The organism is Microbacterium sp. (assembly GCF_041641055.1).
Taxonomy (GTDB): Bacteria; Actinomycetota; Actinomycetes; order Actinomycetales; family Microbacteriaceae; genus Microbacterium.
This window is the reverse complement of record NZ_JBEPZB010000007.1, coordinates 87,904-101,780: the sequence shown is the minus strand read 5'-3', so window position 1 is coordinate 101,780 and position 13,877 is coordinate 87,904. Positions and strand designations below refer to the sequence as shown.

Annotated in this window: 10 protein-coding genes; 9 read left to right on the top strand and 1 reads right to left on the bottom strand. The window is 69.4% G+C overall.

What is annotated here, in order from left to right; all coding sequences use genetic code 11:
• Window positions 1–21: 21 nt before the first annotated feature.
• Together sucC and sucD are read left to right on the top strand one after the other, a co-directional pair.
• A complete protein-coding gene (gene sucC, locus ACESK8_RS06685; protein WP_060928717.1) occupies window positions 22–1,188 on the top strand; it encodes an ADP-forming succinate--CoA ligase subunit beta in 1,167 nt (388 codons plus the stop codon).
• 27 nt (window positions 1,189–1,215) lie between these two features.
• A complete protein-coding gene (gene sucD, locus ACESK8_RS06680) occupies window positions 1,216–2,118 on the top strand; it encodes a succinate--CoA ligase subunit alpha (protein ID WP_060928716.1) in 903 nt (300 codons plus the stop codon).
• 141 nt (window positions 2,119–2,259) lie between these two features.
• On the opposite strand, the gene ACESK8_RS06675 is transcribed toward sucD, so the two are convergent.
• Complete coding sequence (locus tag ACESK8_RS06675) at window positions 2,260–3,717, bottom strand: NCS2 family permease (protein WP_372967861.1); 1,458 nt, start codon at window positions 3,715–3,717, stop codon at window positions 2,260–2,262.
• Window positions 3,718–3,808: 91 nt separating this feature from the next.
• Between ACESK8_RS06675 and ACESK8_RS06670 the strand changes: the two genes are divergently transcribed.
• The 7 genes from ACESK8_RS06670 to ACESK8_RS06640 all read left to right on the top strand — a co-directional run bounded on the left by ACESK8_RS06670 (window position 3,809) and on the right by ACESK8_RS06640 (window position 13,624).
• The gene (locus ACESK8_RS06670) at window positions 3,809–5,188 is read left to right on the top strand and encodes a DUF6350 family protein (protein WP_372967860.1); all 1,380 of its coding nucleotides are present in this window, start codon (window positions 3,809–3,811) and stop codon (window positions 5,186–5,188) included.
• Window positions 5,189–5,231: 43 nt separating this feature from the next.
• Window positions 5,232–5,819, top strand: coding sequence for a phosphoribosylglycinamide formyltransferase (purN, locus tag ACESK8_RS06665; protein ID WP_372967859.1), 588 nt, complete (start codon window positions 5,232–5,234; stop codon window positions 5,817–5,819).
• Between the two features lie 40 nt (window positions 5,820–5,859).
• Window positions 5,860–7,467, top strand: a complete 1,608-nt coding sequence (gene purH, locus ACESK8_RS06660; protein ID WP_372967858.1) for a bifunctional phosphoribosylaminoimidazolecarboxamide formyltransferase/IMP cyclohydrolase — start codon at window positions 5,860–5,862, stop codon at window positions 7,465–7,467.
• Between the two features lie 87 nt (window positions 7,468–7,554).
• The gene (locus ACESK8_RS06655; RefSeq protein WP_372967857.1) at window positions 7,555–9,051 is read left to right on the top strand and encodes a DNA-3-methyladenine glycosylase 2 family protein; all 1,497 of its coding nucleotides are present in this window, start codon (window positions 7,555–7,557) and stop codon (window positions 9,049–9,051) included.
• Window positions 9,048–9,545 (top strand): methylated-DNA--[protein]-cysteine S-methyltransferase, encoded by a 498-nt coding sequence (locus ACESK8_RS06650; protein WP_372967856.1) that lies wholly within the window; start codon window positions 9,048–9,050, stop codon window positions 9,543–9,545. Before ACESK8_RS06655 ends, ACESK8_RS06650 begins: the two co-directional genes overlap by 4 nt.
• A gap of 336 nt (window positions 9,546–9,881) precedes the next feature.
• Window positions 9,882–11,813 carry an ABC transporter ATP-binding protein gene (locus tag ACESK8_RS06645; RefSeq protein WP_372967855.1) on the top strand — a complete coding sequence of 644 codons (1,932 nt, stop codon included), beginning with the start codon at window positions 9,882–9,884 and terminating at the stop codon, window positions 11,811–11,813.
• On the top strand, window positions 11,810–13,624 hold the full coding sequence (locus tag ACESK8_RS06640) for an ABC transporter ATP-binding protein (RefSeq protein WP_372967854.1): 1,815 nt from the start codon (window positions 11,810–11,812) through the stop codon (window positions 13,622–13,624). Before ACESK8_RS06645 ends, ACESK8_RS06640 begins: the two co-directional genes overlap by 4 nt.
• Window positions 13,625–13,877 lie beyond the last annotated feature (253 nt).

The following is a 13,877-nucleotide window of genomic DNA, read 5'->3' as shown; positions in this document are numbered from 1 at the left end:
CAGCCCAGTGAAGGAACCACAGTGGATCTGTACGAGTACCAGGCACGAGACGTTTTCGAGAAGTACGGAGTGCCGGTCCTCGCCGGCATCGTCGCCGACACCCCTGAGGAGGTGAAGGCAGCCGCGGAGAAGATCGGCGGAGTCGTCGTCGTCAAGGCCCAGGTCAAGACCGGTGGACGCGGCAAGGCGGGTGGCGTCAAGGTCGCGAAGACCCCCGACGAGGCGTACGAGGCCGCCAAGGCCATCCTCGGCCTCGACATCAAGGGCCACGTCGTCAAGCGCGTCATGGTCGCCCAGGGTGCGCGCATCGCCGAGGAGTTCTACTTCTCCGTGCTGCTGGACCGCGCCAACCGCTCGTACCTGAGCCTCTGCTCGGTCGAGGGCGGCATGGAGATCGAGGAGCTCGCGGTCGAGCGCCCCGAGGCTCTCGCCCGCGTCGAGGTCAACCCGCTCACGGGCATCGACAAGGACAAGGCCGTCGAGATCGCTCGCGCAGCGCGCTTCCCGGAAGACCTGGTCGAGAAGGTCGCCGACGTCTTCGTCAAGCTCTTCGAGGTCTACAAGGGCGAGGACGCGACGCTCGTCGAGGTCAACCCGCTGGTGCGCACCGAAGAGGGCGACATCATCGCGCTCGACGGCAAGGTCACCCTCGACGACAACGCCTCGGAGATCCGTCACCCCGAGCACGAGGCGCTCGAGGACAAGGACGCCGCAGACCCGCTCGAGGCCAAGGCCAAGAAGAGCGGCCTGAACTACGTCAAGCTCGACGGCGAGGTCGGCATCATCGGAAACGGTGCAGGACTCGTCATGTCGACCCTCGACGTCGTCGCCTACGCCGGGGAGAAGCACGCCGGCGTCAAGCCCGCGAACTTCCTCGACATCGGCGGTGGAGCCTCGGCCGAGGTCATGGCAGCCGGCCTCGACGTCATCCTGGGCGACCCGCAGGTCAAGAGCGTCTTCGTCAACGTCTTCGGCGGCATCACGGCGTGCGACGCCGTCGCCAACGGCATCAAGGGCGCCCTCGAGACCCTCGGCAGCACGGCCTCCAAGCCGCTCGTCGTGCGCCTCGACGGCAACCGCGTCGACGAGGGTCGCGCGATCCTCGCCGAGTACGCGCACCCGCTCGTCACGCTCGCCAGCACCATGGACGAGGGCGCCGACAAGGCCGCCGAACTCGCCAACGCCTGATCGCAGAGAGACACAAGGACTAGAGAAATGTCGATCTACCTCAACAAGGACTCCAAGGTCATCGTCCAGGGCATCACCGGCGGCGAGGGCACCAAGCACACGGCGCTCATGCTCAAGGCGGGCACCCAGGTCGTCGGCGGAGTGAACGCCCGCAAGGCCGGCACCACGGTCGCGCACACCGACAAGGACGGCAACGCCGTCGAGCTCCCCGTCTTCGCCTCAGTCGCCGAGGCCATGAAGGAGACCGGCGCAGACGTGTCGATCGCGTTCGTCCCCGGCGCCTTCACGAAGGACGCGATGATCGAGGCCATCGACGCCGAGATCCCGCTGCTCGTGGTCATCACCGAGGGCGTCCCCGTGGGCGACTCGGCCGAGGCGTGGGCCTACGCGCAGAGCAAGGGCAACACGACCCGCATCATCGGGCCGAACTGCCCCGGCATCATCACCCCCGGTGAGGCGCTCGTCGGCATCACGCCGGCGAACATCACCGGCAAGGGACCGATCGGCCTCGTGTCGAAGTCGGGCACCCTGACGTACCAGATGATGTTCGAGCTGCGCGACCTGGGCTTCTCGACCGCCATCGGCATCGGCGGCGACCCGGTCATCGGCACGACCCACATCGACGCGCTCGCCGCGTTCGAGGCCGACCCCGAGACCAAGGCGATCGTCATGATCGGCGAGATCGGCGGCGACGCCGAGGAGCGGGCGGCCGACTACATCAAGGCGCACGTCACCAAGCCGGTCGTCGGCTACGTCGCGGGCTTCACGGCTCCCGAGGGCAAGACCATGGGCCACGCCGGCGCCATCGTCTCGGGCTCGGCCGGCACCGCTCAGGCGAAGAAGGAGGCCCTCGAGGCCGCCGGGGTCAAGGTCGGCAAGACGCCGTCCGAGACCGCCGCTCTGATGCGCGAGATCGTCGAGTCGCTCTGACCTGAGCTACAATCGAAGAGAAGGCCCTGGACTCCACTCCGGGGCCTTCTTTCATGCCCGGGTGCATCTCGCCCGTCGGGCGTGCAGACGAAGAGAGGGGCGGATGCCGCAGCACCCGCCCCTCCTGTCGTATCCGTTCGCTCAGGCGACGCCGAAGAGCGCTTCGATCGGCCCGCGGGCGAAGAAGATCACGAAGCCTGCGGCCACGATCCACAGCAGCGGGCTGATCCTCCGCGCCTTGCCGGAGAACGCCTGCACGAGGACCCAGCTGACGAAGCCCGCGCCGATGCCGTTCGCGATCGAGTAGGTCAGCGGCATCACCGTGACGGTGAGGAACACCGGCAGCAGGACGCTGAACTCGGTCAGGTCGATGTACTTGATCTGCGCCATCATCATCGCGCCGACGATCACCAGGGCGGCTGCGGCGATCTCGGTCGGGACGATCGACGTGAGCGGGGTGAGGAACATCGCGAGCAGGAACATGCCGCCCGTGATGAGGTTCGCGAAACCGGTGCGCGCGCCCTCTCCGATGCCGGCACCGGACTCGATGAACACCGTGCTCGACGACGATGACGTCCCGCCGCCGATGATCGCGCCGACACCCTCGACGACGAGCGCTGACTTGATGCGGGGGAAGTCGCCGTTCTCGTTGGCGAGATCGGCTTCCTTGGCGAGGCCGGTCATCGTACCCATGGCGTCGAAGAAGTTCGAGAAGACCAGCGTGAAGACGATCATCACGATCGCGACCAGGCTGACCTTGCTGAAGTCGAAGCCGAAGTCGACCGCGCCGATCAGGCTCAGATCGGGAAGACCGAACGGCGATCCGCTGAGCGCGGGAACGGTGAGTCCCCAGCCGCCCTCGTTGCCGTCGGCTGCTGCACCGAGGTGCCAGATCGCCTCGACGATCACGGCGAGCACAGTGCCGGAGACGAGGCCGATGAGGAGCCCGCCCTTGACCTTGCGGGCCACCAGGACGCCGGTGATGATCAGCGTGGCGATGAACAGGACGGTCGGAACGGTGGCGACCGATCCGCCGACTCCCAGTCCCACCGGAGGGGACGCGCTGCCGGTGGACGTGACGAAGCCGGAGTTGACGAAGCCGATGAACGCGATGAACAGGCCGATGCCGACCGTGATCGCGATCTTGAGCTGGAACGGGACGGCGTCGAAGATCATCTTGCGCAGCCCGGTCGCCGCGAGGAGGACGATCACGAGACCGTTGATCATCACGAGCGCCATCGCCTCGGGCCAGGTGACCTGACCGACGACGGAGAACGCGACGAAGGCGTTGATGCCGAGGCCTGCGGCGAAGCCGAACGGCAGGCGGGTGATGAGGCCGAACAGGATCGTCATCACGCCGGCGGTCAGTGCCGTCGCGGCTCCGACAGCGCTGAAGTCCAGCGTCTTGCCGGCGACGTCGGCCGAGCCGGACAGGATGATCGGGTTGAGGATCACGATGTAGGCCATCGTGACGAACGTCACCAGGCCTCCTCGGATCTCGGTGCCGATCGTGGATCCGCGCTTGCTGATCTCGAAGAAGCGGTCCAGAGCGTTCGTGGGTTCGACGTCGGACCGTGTGGGGGATGGGGCAGTTGTCATCGGGAAACCTCCGCTGGAGACGATATCGTGTCGCCGGAGCCGCGCGCGCCCCCAGGCGACGACAGGGTTCTCGTCGTAGTCTCGATTCGATATGCAACGCCTCCTCGTCGCGCTCCTCGCCGCCTTCGATGCCGCCATCGCCGCGGCCGTCGGACTCGTGGTGCTCCTTGCGCCGCTCACGCTCCTGTGGACGCTCTCGTTCGGCGTCACGGCCGATTGGGGCGCGCTCTGGCCGCTGACCGGGACGCTGTGGCAGTTCGGTCACGGCGTGCCGCTGGATGTCGACGTGTCCGCTGACGTGCTCAGGGCGACGGGGATCGCGCCGGCCGCAGCCGCTTTCACCCTCTCGGTGACACCGCTCGCGTTCCTGCTCTTCACCCTGCTGTTCGCGGCCCGTTCGGGCGGCCGCGCGGCCCGTGCCGGTGCCTGGCTGCTCGGATCGCTCTCGGGTGCGGCGACCTTCGGGGTGATCGCGCTCGGTGTCGCGCTGACCGCGCAGCTCGGCGCCGCCAGGGTGCCTCTCGTGCTCGCGGTGCTGCTGCCGACTGCGGTGTACCTCGTGGGTGCGGTGGCAGGCGCCGTGCGCAGCGCCTGGGAGGACGGAGACGGAGGGCTCCTCGACCGTGTGCACGACGTGATCGACTCCTGGGGCGACTGGGGTCCGGTCCCGAGCGCATCGGTGCGAGGTGCTGCTTTCGCCGTGGTGGGCATGACCGCGGTGTCTGCCGTCGCCGTCGCGATCCTGACGGCGACGAGGGGCAGCGAGGTGGTCGCGCTCTTCCAGGCCGCCAGGGTCGACGCCCTGGGCGCCGGGGTCATCACGCTCGGGCATCTCGCCTACCTCCCGACGATCATCGTGTGGGCTGCATCCTGGCTCGCTGGGCCCGGCTTCGCGGTCGGCGTCGGCACCGCCGTGTCTCCTGCCGGGACGCAGCTCGGAGTGGTGCCGGGCATCCCGGTGCTGGGGCTGCTGCCGGAGAGCACCTCGATCTGGATGCTCATCGTCATCATCGTGCCGATCGGGGTCGGCGCCTTCGCGGGGTGGGCGGTGCGCTCCCGACTCGTCTGGGAGGGAACGCCGCTGGGCACCGCGCCGCGAGCGGCGATCGCCGCGGGGATCGGCGTGCTGACTGCTGCGGTCGCCGCGGTCGCTGCGCTGCTGGCCGGCGGCTCGATGGGTCCAGGGCGCCTGGCCGAGGCCGGACCCGCCGTGCTGCCGTTCGCCCTCGCGCTCGGCGGAGAGGTGCTGCTGGGTGCCGCGATCCTGCTGCTCTCGCCGCGTCACCGGGACGAGCTCGCCGAGGAGCGCACCGACCGGTGGATCGCCGAGATGAGCGCCTCCGATCTGCACGGCGACGGCCCTTCGGCATCCGCGGTCCGCCCGGTGCAGGGCGACCCGTTCCCCACCGTCACCGCTCCGGTCGACGACTTCCGACTTCCGCGTCGCGACCCCGGCGATCCGCTGGACTGACATGCGGCTCGGGCCCTGCCGCCGGCCCCGGTAGACTGGGCGCGTGCTCACGGTCGCCGTTCTCATCTCGGGCACCGGCTCGAACCTTCGCGCCCTCCTCGAGGCCGCTCGTCACCCCGATTTCCCCGCCAGGGTCGTGGTCGTCGGAGCCGACCGCGACGCCGACGGACTCGCCCACGCCGAGGAGTTCGGCATCCCCAGCTTCACCGTGCCGTGGCACCAGCACGAGTCTCGTGAGGCATGGGGAGAAGAGCTCGGGCGTCAGCTGGCCGTCTGGAACGCCGACCTCGTCGTGCTCAGCGGCCTGATGCGGCTGCTCCCGGCGGGACTGGTCGCCGCCCTCTCGCCGCGTCTCATCAACACGCACCCCGCCTACCTCCCGGAGTTCCCCGGCGCACACGGCGTCCGCGACGCGCTCGCCGCCGGAGTCACCGAGACCGGTGCGAGCGTGATCGTCGTCGACGACGGCGTCGACACGGGACCGATCCTCGCGCAGGAGCGCGTGCCGATCCTCGACGGCGACACCGAGCACACGCTGCACGAGCGCATCAAGCCCGTCGAACGCAGACTCCTCATCGACGTGGTGCAGCGCATCGCGACCGGTGAGCTGTCGCTGACCTCCGCACCCTGACCCGATCCACGCACGTCCCCCTCGCACGAAGGAGCCCATCATGGCCGGCCCCCGCCACGACCACTCGCTGTACCGCGATCGCGACACCGTCCCCGTCCGTCGCGCACTCGTCTCGGTGAGCGACAAGACCGACCTGCTGGTGCTCGCGAAGGCCCTCGCCGATGCCGGAGTGCAGATCGTCTCGACCGGCTCGACGGCCGCGACGATCCGTGAGGCCGGTGTCGAGGTCACCGACGTCGCCGCCGTCACGGGCGTCGCCGAGATGCTCGACGGCCGCGTGAAGACGCTGCATCCGAAGATCCACGGCGGACTGCTCGCCGATCTGCGCCTCGAGGATCACGAGCGTCAGCTCGCCGACCTCGACATCGCTCCCTTCGAGCTCGTCGTCGTGAACCTCTACCCGTTCATCGAGACGGTCGCCTCGGGGGCCGAGGGTGATGACGTCGTCGAGCAGATCGACATCGGCGGACCCGCGATGGTGCGTGCCGCAGCGAAGAACCACGCGAACGTGGCGATCGTCGTCTCGCCGCAGTCCTACCCCGGGATCATCTCGGCGATCGCCGAGGGCGGCACCACGCTGACCCAGCGTCGCGAGCTCGCCGCCCGTGCCTTCGCGCACACGGCGGCCTACGACACGGCCGTCGCGTCGTGGTTCGCCGAGGGCACGCTCGGCGACGGGGAGGACCTGCCGACTCACCTGACGATCCAGGCCGAGCGCCTCGCGACGCTCCGGTACGGCGAGAACTCGCACCAGCGCGGCGCCATCTACACCCGCGTCGGCGGCCACGGCATCGCCCAGGCCACGCAGCTGCAGGGCAAGGAGATGTCGTACAACAACTACGTCGACGCGGATGCCGCGCTGCGCGCCGCCTACGACATGGTGAAGCCCGCCGTCGCGATCATCAAGCACGCGAACCCCTGCGGCATCGCGACAACGGCCCCGAACGCGCTCGACCCGATCGCCAGCGCGCACCTGCGCGCCCACGAGTGCGACCCGGTGTCGGCCTACGGCGGGGTGATCGCTGCCAACGGCACGGTGACGCTCAAGATGGCGGAGAACCTCAAGGACATCTTCACCGAGGTGATCGTCGCGCCCTCGTTCGAGCCGGCCGCCCTCGAGGTCTTCAAGGCGAAGAAGAACCTCCGCCTCCTGCAGCTGCCCCAGGACTGGCAGCAGGAGCGCTCCGACGTGCGTCTCGTGTCGGGCGGCCTGCTGCTGCAGGACGCCGACCGCTTCCCGGACGACATCGTGTCGGTCGCGAAGAACTGGGAGCTCGTCTCCGGAGAGCGTCCGAGCGACGAGGAGATGGAGAACCTCATCTTCGCGTGGAAAGCCTGCCGTGCGGTCAAGTCGAACGCGATCGTGCTCGCGAAGGACAACGCCACCGTCGGCGTCGGCATGGGCCAGGTCAACCGCGTCGACTCGTGCCGCCTCGCGGTCGAGCGTGCAGGAGACCGCGCTGCCGGCTCCGTCGCCTCCTCCGACGCGTTCTTCCCGTTCGCCGACGGCGCTCAGGTGCTGATCGACGCCGGTGTCACCGCGATCGTGCAGCCCGGCGGCTCGGTGCGCGATGAGGAAGTCGTGGATGCGGCCCGCAAGGCGGGCGTCACGATGTTCTTCACGGGAGAGCGTCACTTCTTCCACTGAGGCATCGGCCGGACGCCGGCGGCGGACCGGGACAGCGATGTCCGATTCCCGCCAGCCGGTGTCCGGGGTCGATGGCAGAGTGGAGGCATGAGCTTCCCCACGACGGACTTCGACGAGCGGTATCGAGCGATCAGCGCCCGCGACACCCGCTTCGACGGGCAGTTCGTCACAGCGGTCCGCTCCACGGGCATCTATTGCCGCCCGAGCTGCCCCGCGCGCACGCCGAAGCCGCAGAACGTCACGTTCTACCCGACCAGCGCCGCCGCCCACGAGGCCGGCTTCCGCGCCTGCAAGCGCTGTCTCCCCGAGGCCGCTCCCGGCTCCCCGGCCTGGGATCTGCGCGGCGATGTGGCGGCGCGGGCGATGCGGCTGATCGCCTCCGGGGTCGTCGAGCGCGAAGGCGTGTCCGGTCTCGCCGTGCGGCTCGGGTACTCGACCAGGCACCTCACCAGGCTGCTCTCGACCGAACTCGGAGCCGGCCCACTCGCTCTCGCCAGAGCGCATCGGGCGCATACGGCGCGGATGCTCCTCGTCGGCACCGACATGCCCGTCTCGGACGTGGCGTTCTCGGCGGGATTCGCCAGCATCCGCCAGTGCAACGACACGATCCGCGAGGTGTTCGGGCTCACGCCGGGCGAGTTGCGGGCGCGACGGCGGCTGCCGTCATCCGCGGCTCCCGGGGCGATCGACCTCGTCCTGCCGTACCGCGGTCCGCTCGACGCATCCGGCATCTTCCAGTGGATGGCCGCGCGTGCGGTGGCGGGAGTCGAGGAGGCCACGCCCACGTCGTTCTCGCGGCATCTGCGCATGGCGGGTGGGCCGGCGTGGTTCGAAGTGACCGGCGATGCCGCCGAGCGCCTGCACCTGCGCGCCCGTGTCGCGCGGCTCGGCGATCTCGCGCCGCTCGTGTCGACCGTACGGCGCATCTTCGACCTCGACGCCGATCCGCTCGCGGTAGATCAGGCGCTCAGCATCCACCCCGAGCTCGCTCCACTGGTCGCGCGCACGCCGGGCATCCGCGTGCCAGGCTCCGCCGACCCGCACGAGATGCTCATCCGCGCCATGATCGGCCAGCAGATCACCGTCGTCGCCGCCCGGACGGCCCTCACGGCGCTGACGGACGCACTGGGGGAGCGCACCGAGCACGGCCTCCTGTTCCCGACGATGACGGCGATCGCCGAGCACGGCGCAGAGGTCCTGCGGGGCCCGGCTGCCCGCATCAGGGCGATCGTCGGAGCCGCCGCCGCGCTCGCCGACGGCTCGCTCCGCCTGACCGTCGGCGACGACGGCATCGAACAGCGCGCCGCCCTCCTCGCCATGCCGGGCATCGGCCCGTGGACGGCGGACTACGTGCGGATGCGCGTGCTCGGCGACCCCGACATCCTGCTTCCCGGCGATGTCGCACTCCGAGCAGGCGCCGCAGCCGCGGGCCTTCCGGGGGATGCTCGCCCGCTGACCGCGTGGGCTGAGCGCACGGCTCCCTGGCGCAGCTACCTCAGTGCCCACCTCTGGCGCGCAGCGCCCGTGCGGCCCCCGCGTGCCGCGCGTCCGATCAGGACCATCGCTCAGAAGGAGACACCATGACCGCTCTCATCCAGACCCTCGACACGGCCGACGGCCCCTTCACGATCCTGGCCGACGACCGGCAACGGGTGCTCGCCTCCGGATGGACGGCGGATCGGGCGGCGATCGTCGCGCGGCTCTCGACGGCCACACGTCCTGCCCGCATCACGGAGGGCGACACGGATGCCGCCGCGGCGGTCCGCGCCTTCTACGCCGGCGACGTGACGGCGGTCGACGGCGTCGAGGTCGCCCAGACGGGCACGGAGCTGCAGCTCGCGGGGTGGGCCGCGTTGCGCCGGATCACCCCGGGTGAGCCGCTGACCTACACGTCCTTCGCCGCGCAGCTCGGAAACCCCCGCGCCGTGCGGGCCGCAGCGTCGATCTGCGCCAGGAATGCGCCCGCCCTCTTCGTGCCGTGCCACCGCGTGCTGCGGTCGGACGGGACCCTCGGCGGGTTCGCGTGGGGACTGGATGTCAAGTCGAGTCTGCTGGCACGGGAGGCCGTGGAACGCTGAGCCGGGGACCGGGGTCGTCAGCAGGGGGAGCGGGGATCGGGGCGCGAGGAGGCGCTCCGAAACCGATCGGGAATCTCTCTTGCGCTCAGCTTGTTCACAGGAATAGGCTGGTGGGCTGTCGCACCGACCGGACGACACAGCCGAGCCCCTGAGGAGGACACCATGACAACGATCGCCGCTGCGCAGATCGCCACTCTCGGCTCGACCCCGGTGCGACCGCTGCGCTAGAGCCTCTTCCGACACGCACCACCTCTTCGGATGCCGGACTCGACGAGTCCGCTGCTGCGTCCGACCCCTTCAGCTACCGCTTCCCCATACGAAACTCGTCTGAGAGACATGTCTTCCTCGCCTTCATCGCAGAACGCCTCCTACTCGTCCTCCCTCTCCACACCGGCCGCACTGTGGCGCCTGAAGCCCTTCGTGAAGCCGGTCATCTGGCGGCTCGCCGGCGGTGCCGCCAGCGCGCTCGTCGCGGCGATCATCGCCCTGATGATCCCGATCGTCCTCGAGCAGATCATCCGCGGGCCCGTGCAGACCGGCGCGATCGACGCGATCGCGTGGGGCGCGCTCGCCGTGTTCGGCCTCGCCCTCGGCGAGGCGCTCATGGTGTGGCTGCGTCGCCAGTTCGTGCTCAACCCCGCGACGCAGGTCGAGTACAAGATGCGCACCGAGCTGTACTCGCGCCTGCAGACGCTGCCGGTCTCGTTCCACGACCGCTGGCAGTCCGGCCAGCTGCTGAGTCGCATGATGCAGGACATCGGCCTCATCCGCCGGTGGCTGGCCTTCGGCCTGGTGCTGCTCGTGGTGAATGTGCTGACCATCATCATCGGCTCCGTGCTGCTGTTCCGCTGGCACTGGCTGCTGGGCGTCATCTTCATCGTCACCGCCATCCCGCTGTGGATCCGCGGCTACCTCTTCGAGAAGCGCTACGGCGCCCTCACCCGCCGCAGCCAGGACCAGGCCGGTGACCTGGCGACCAGCGTCGAGGAGAGCGTGCACGGCATCCGCGTGCTCAAGGCCTTCGGCCGGGGCAAGCATGCGCTGAGCCGATTCAGCCGCCAGGCCGAGACGCTGCGGGAGACCGAGATGAGCAAGGCGGGCGCGATCGCGTCCATCTGGTTCTGGCTCGACCTCATGCCGCAGATCGCCTTCGGGCTGAGCCTCATGTCCGGCATCTGGCTGATCTCGCAGGGTGAGATCGACCAGGCCCAGCTGTTCGCGTTCTTCGCGATGGCGGTCGTCCTGCGCTGGCCCATCGAGTCGATCGGCTTCCTGTTCTCGTTCATGCTCGATGCACGTACGGCCACCGACCGGGTGTTCGACATCTACTCCGAGACGAACACGATCACCGACCCGGAGAACCCCGTGCACATCGCGGAGCCCCGCGGGGAGCTCGCGTTCGAGGCGGCGCACTTCCGCTACCAGGACGCGGGATCGCACGAGCGCGACCTGCTCGACGGGATCGATCTCGTGCTGCGCCCCGGCGAGACCATGGCTCTGGTCGGTCTCACCGGAAGCGGCAAGACCACCCTGACGACGCTGCCGACGCGTCTGTACGACGTGACCGGCGGTCGGGTGACCCTCGACGGCGTCGACGTGCGCGACCTGCCGCTCGCCGAGCTGCGCCAGCACATCGCGATGGCCTTCGAGGACGCGACGCTCTTCTCCGCGACCGTGCGGGAGAACGTGCTGCTCGGGCGTGCCGACCTCGACGTGCACAGCGAGGAGGCCGAACGCGTGCTGCGTGAGGCGCTGGACGTCGCGCAGGCGTCGTTCGTCGACTCCCTCCCCGAGGGCGTCGAGACCGTGATCGGCGAAGAGGGGCTGAGCCTCTCCGGGGGGCAGCGTCAGCGTCTCGCGCTCGCGCGTGCGGTGGCGGCGGACCCGAAGGTGCTCGTCCTCGACGACCCGCTGTCGGCGCTGGACGTCGACACCGAGGCGCTCGTCGAGGAGGCGCTGCGCCACGTGCTCGCCGACACGACCGCGATGATCGTGGCCCACCGCCCGTCGACCGTGGCCCTCGCCGACCGCGTGGCGCTGCTCGAATCCGGGCGCGTCACCGCGGTCGGTACCCACTCCGAGCTGCTGAAGACGAGCCGCCACTACCGCCACGTCATCTCCAGCCTCGAAGCGGAGGAGGCGGCGCGCACCGGCGCGATCCCGATCATCCGCGACGAGCAGGACGAGATCGAGACCGCCGTCCAGGACGGGATCCGGGAGGATGCCGCCGACGAAGACATCATCACCGAGAAGGAGGTGCAGCGATGAGCTCCGCCATCACCGGAACCCAGGACGAGGACCGCTCCCGCTACACCCGGGAGGAGAGCCGCGCCATCCGGCGTCGCTCGCTGCGCCTGCTGGGCTCGCTCGTACGCCCGCTGAAGACGCAGATCACGCTCGCCGCGATCGTGCTCGTGATCTCCACCGCGCTGCAGGTCGCCGGACCGATCCTGATCAGCATCGGTCTCGACCGCGCGCTCCCCGCCGTGCTCGAGCGTGCGGACTGGATGCCGACCTTCATGATCGGCGGCATCTACCTGCTCGCCGGTGCCGTGGCCGCGGCGATGATCGCCTGGTACGTGATCATCGCGGCCAAGCTCACCCAGGCCGTGCTGCTGGATCTGCGCAAGCGGATCTTCCTGCACACGCAGCGGCTGAGCCTGGAGTTCCACGAGTCGTACACGTCGGGGCGCATCATCTCCCGTCAGACGAGCGACCTGGACTCGATCAAGGAGCTGCTCGACGGCGGGCTCAACGAGCTCGTCTCGGGCGTGCTGTTCGGCCTGTTCACCTTCATCGCACTGTGCGTGTGGGACTGGCAGTCCGGACTCATCCTCGCGATCGGCGGCGTGCCGCTGTTCTTCCTGATGCGCTGGTTCTACTCGCGCTCGCAGCTCGTGTACCGCGAGTCCCGGGTGATCAGCGCCAAGGTCATCGTGCAGTTCGTCGAGACCATGACAGGCATCCGCGCGGTCAAGGCGTTCCGCAAGGAGCCGCGCAACGACGCGACCTTCCAGAAGATCGCCGGTGACTACCGGGACGTCAACCGGCGCTCGATGCTGCTGTTCGGCACGTTCGAGCCCGGTCTGATGGGCGTCGCGGCACTGGTGCTCGGCATCGTCGTGCTGTGGGGCGGCATCCGGGTCTCCGAGGGTGCTCTGACGGTCGGTGTGCTCCTGTCCGCCGTGCTGTACGTGCGCAACTTCTTCGCGCCGATGCAGGAGATCGCGATGTTCCTGAACTCCTACCAGTCGGCCACGGCCGCTCTGGAGAAGGTCTCCGGTGTCCTCGAAGAGGTGCCGACGGTGCCGGACCCCGAGAAGCCGGTCGACCTCTGGGAGTCGCGTGGGCATGTCAGGTTCGACGAGGTGACCTTCGGGTACAACGGCGAGAAGACGATCCTGCCGAACTTCTCCCTCGACATCCCTGCCGGTCAGACGATCGCCCTGGTCGGGACGACGGGCGCGGGCAAGTCGACGCTGGCGAAGCTGATCTCGCGGTTCTACGACCCGTCGGTCGGCACCGTCACCCTCGACGGGGTCGATCTGCGCGATCTGCATCCGAAGGACCTCCGACGTGCGATCGTCATGGTCACCCAGGAGGCGTACCTGTTCAGCGGCACCGTGGCTGACAACATCGCGCTCGGCAAGCCGGACGCCTCGCTCGAGGAGATCAGGGCGGCCGCGCGGGCCGTGGGCGCCGATGGATTCATCTCTTCGCTCCCTGACGGCTACGGCACCGACGTCAACAAGCGCGGCGGCCGTGTGTCGGCGGGACAGCGCCAGCTGATCTCGTTCGCGCGGGCGTTCCTCGCGGACCCGGCGGTGCTGATCCTCGACGAGGCCACGGCCTCGCTCGACATCCCGTCGGAGCGGCTGATCCAGGATGCTCTGCAGACCCTGCTGAAGGACCGCACGGCGATCATCATCGCTCACCGTCTGTCGACCGTGGCCATCGCTGACCGCGTGCTGGTCATGGAGCACGGGCGGATCATCGAGGATGACACCCCCGACGCGCTGATCGGGGGCACGGGCAAGTTCGCACAGCTCCACGCCGCCTGGCAGCAGACGCTGGTGTGACACTGCCGACCCGCTGAGGACGAGCGCACTGCGGCCGCGACCGATCATCGGTCGCGGCCGCAGTGCGCTCACCCCGCGCGCGCCCGCCGCCCTTCCTCGCGCCCGCCGCCCTTCCTCGCGCCCGCCGCCCTTCCTCCCGCCCGCCGCCCTTCCTCCCTCCCGCCCGCCGCTCCTGTCGGGGTCAATTGAGCACCTCTGGGAGCCTTTTGTGGTGCGTTATTGACCCCGCAGCGGTCCAGCGGTGCGTTATCGA

Excerpts from the sequence above, each read along its gene's own strand:
- ACESK8_RS06675 (WP_372967861.1), bottom strand. The coding sequence starts at position 3,717 with ATGACAACTGCCCCATCCCCCACACGGTCCGACGTCGAACCCACGAAC.
- ACESK8_RS06650 (WP_372967856.1), top strand. The coding sequence starts at position 9,048 with ATGACCGCTCTCATCCAGACCCTCGACACGGCCGACGGCCCCTTCACG.
- purH (WP_372967858.1), top strand. The coding sequence starts at position 5,860 with ATGGCCGGCCCCCGCCACGACCACTCGCTGTACCGCGATCGCGACACC.
- sucD (WP_060928716.1), top strand. The coding sequence starts at position 1,216 with ATGTCGATCTACCTCAACAAGGACTCCAAGGTCATCGTCCAGGGCATC.
- ACESK8_RS06645 (WP_372967855.1), top strand. The coding sequence starts at position 9,882 with ATGTCTTCCTCGCCTTCATCGCAGAACGCCTCCTACTCGTCCTCCCTC.
- ACESK8_RS06655 (WP_372967857.1), top strand. The coding sequence starts at position 7,555 with ATGAGCTTCCCCACGACGGACTTCGACGAGCGGTATCGAGCGATCAGC.
- ACESK8_RS06670 (WP_372967860.1), top strand. The coding sequence starts at position 3,809 with ATGCAACGCCTCCTCGTCGCGCTCCTCGCCGCCTTCGATGCCGCCATC.
- ACESK8_RS06640 (WP_372967854.1), top strand. The coding sequence starts at position 11,810 with ATGAGCTCCGCCATCACCGGAACCCAGGACGAGGACCGCTCCCGCTAC.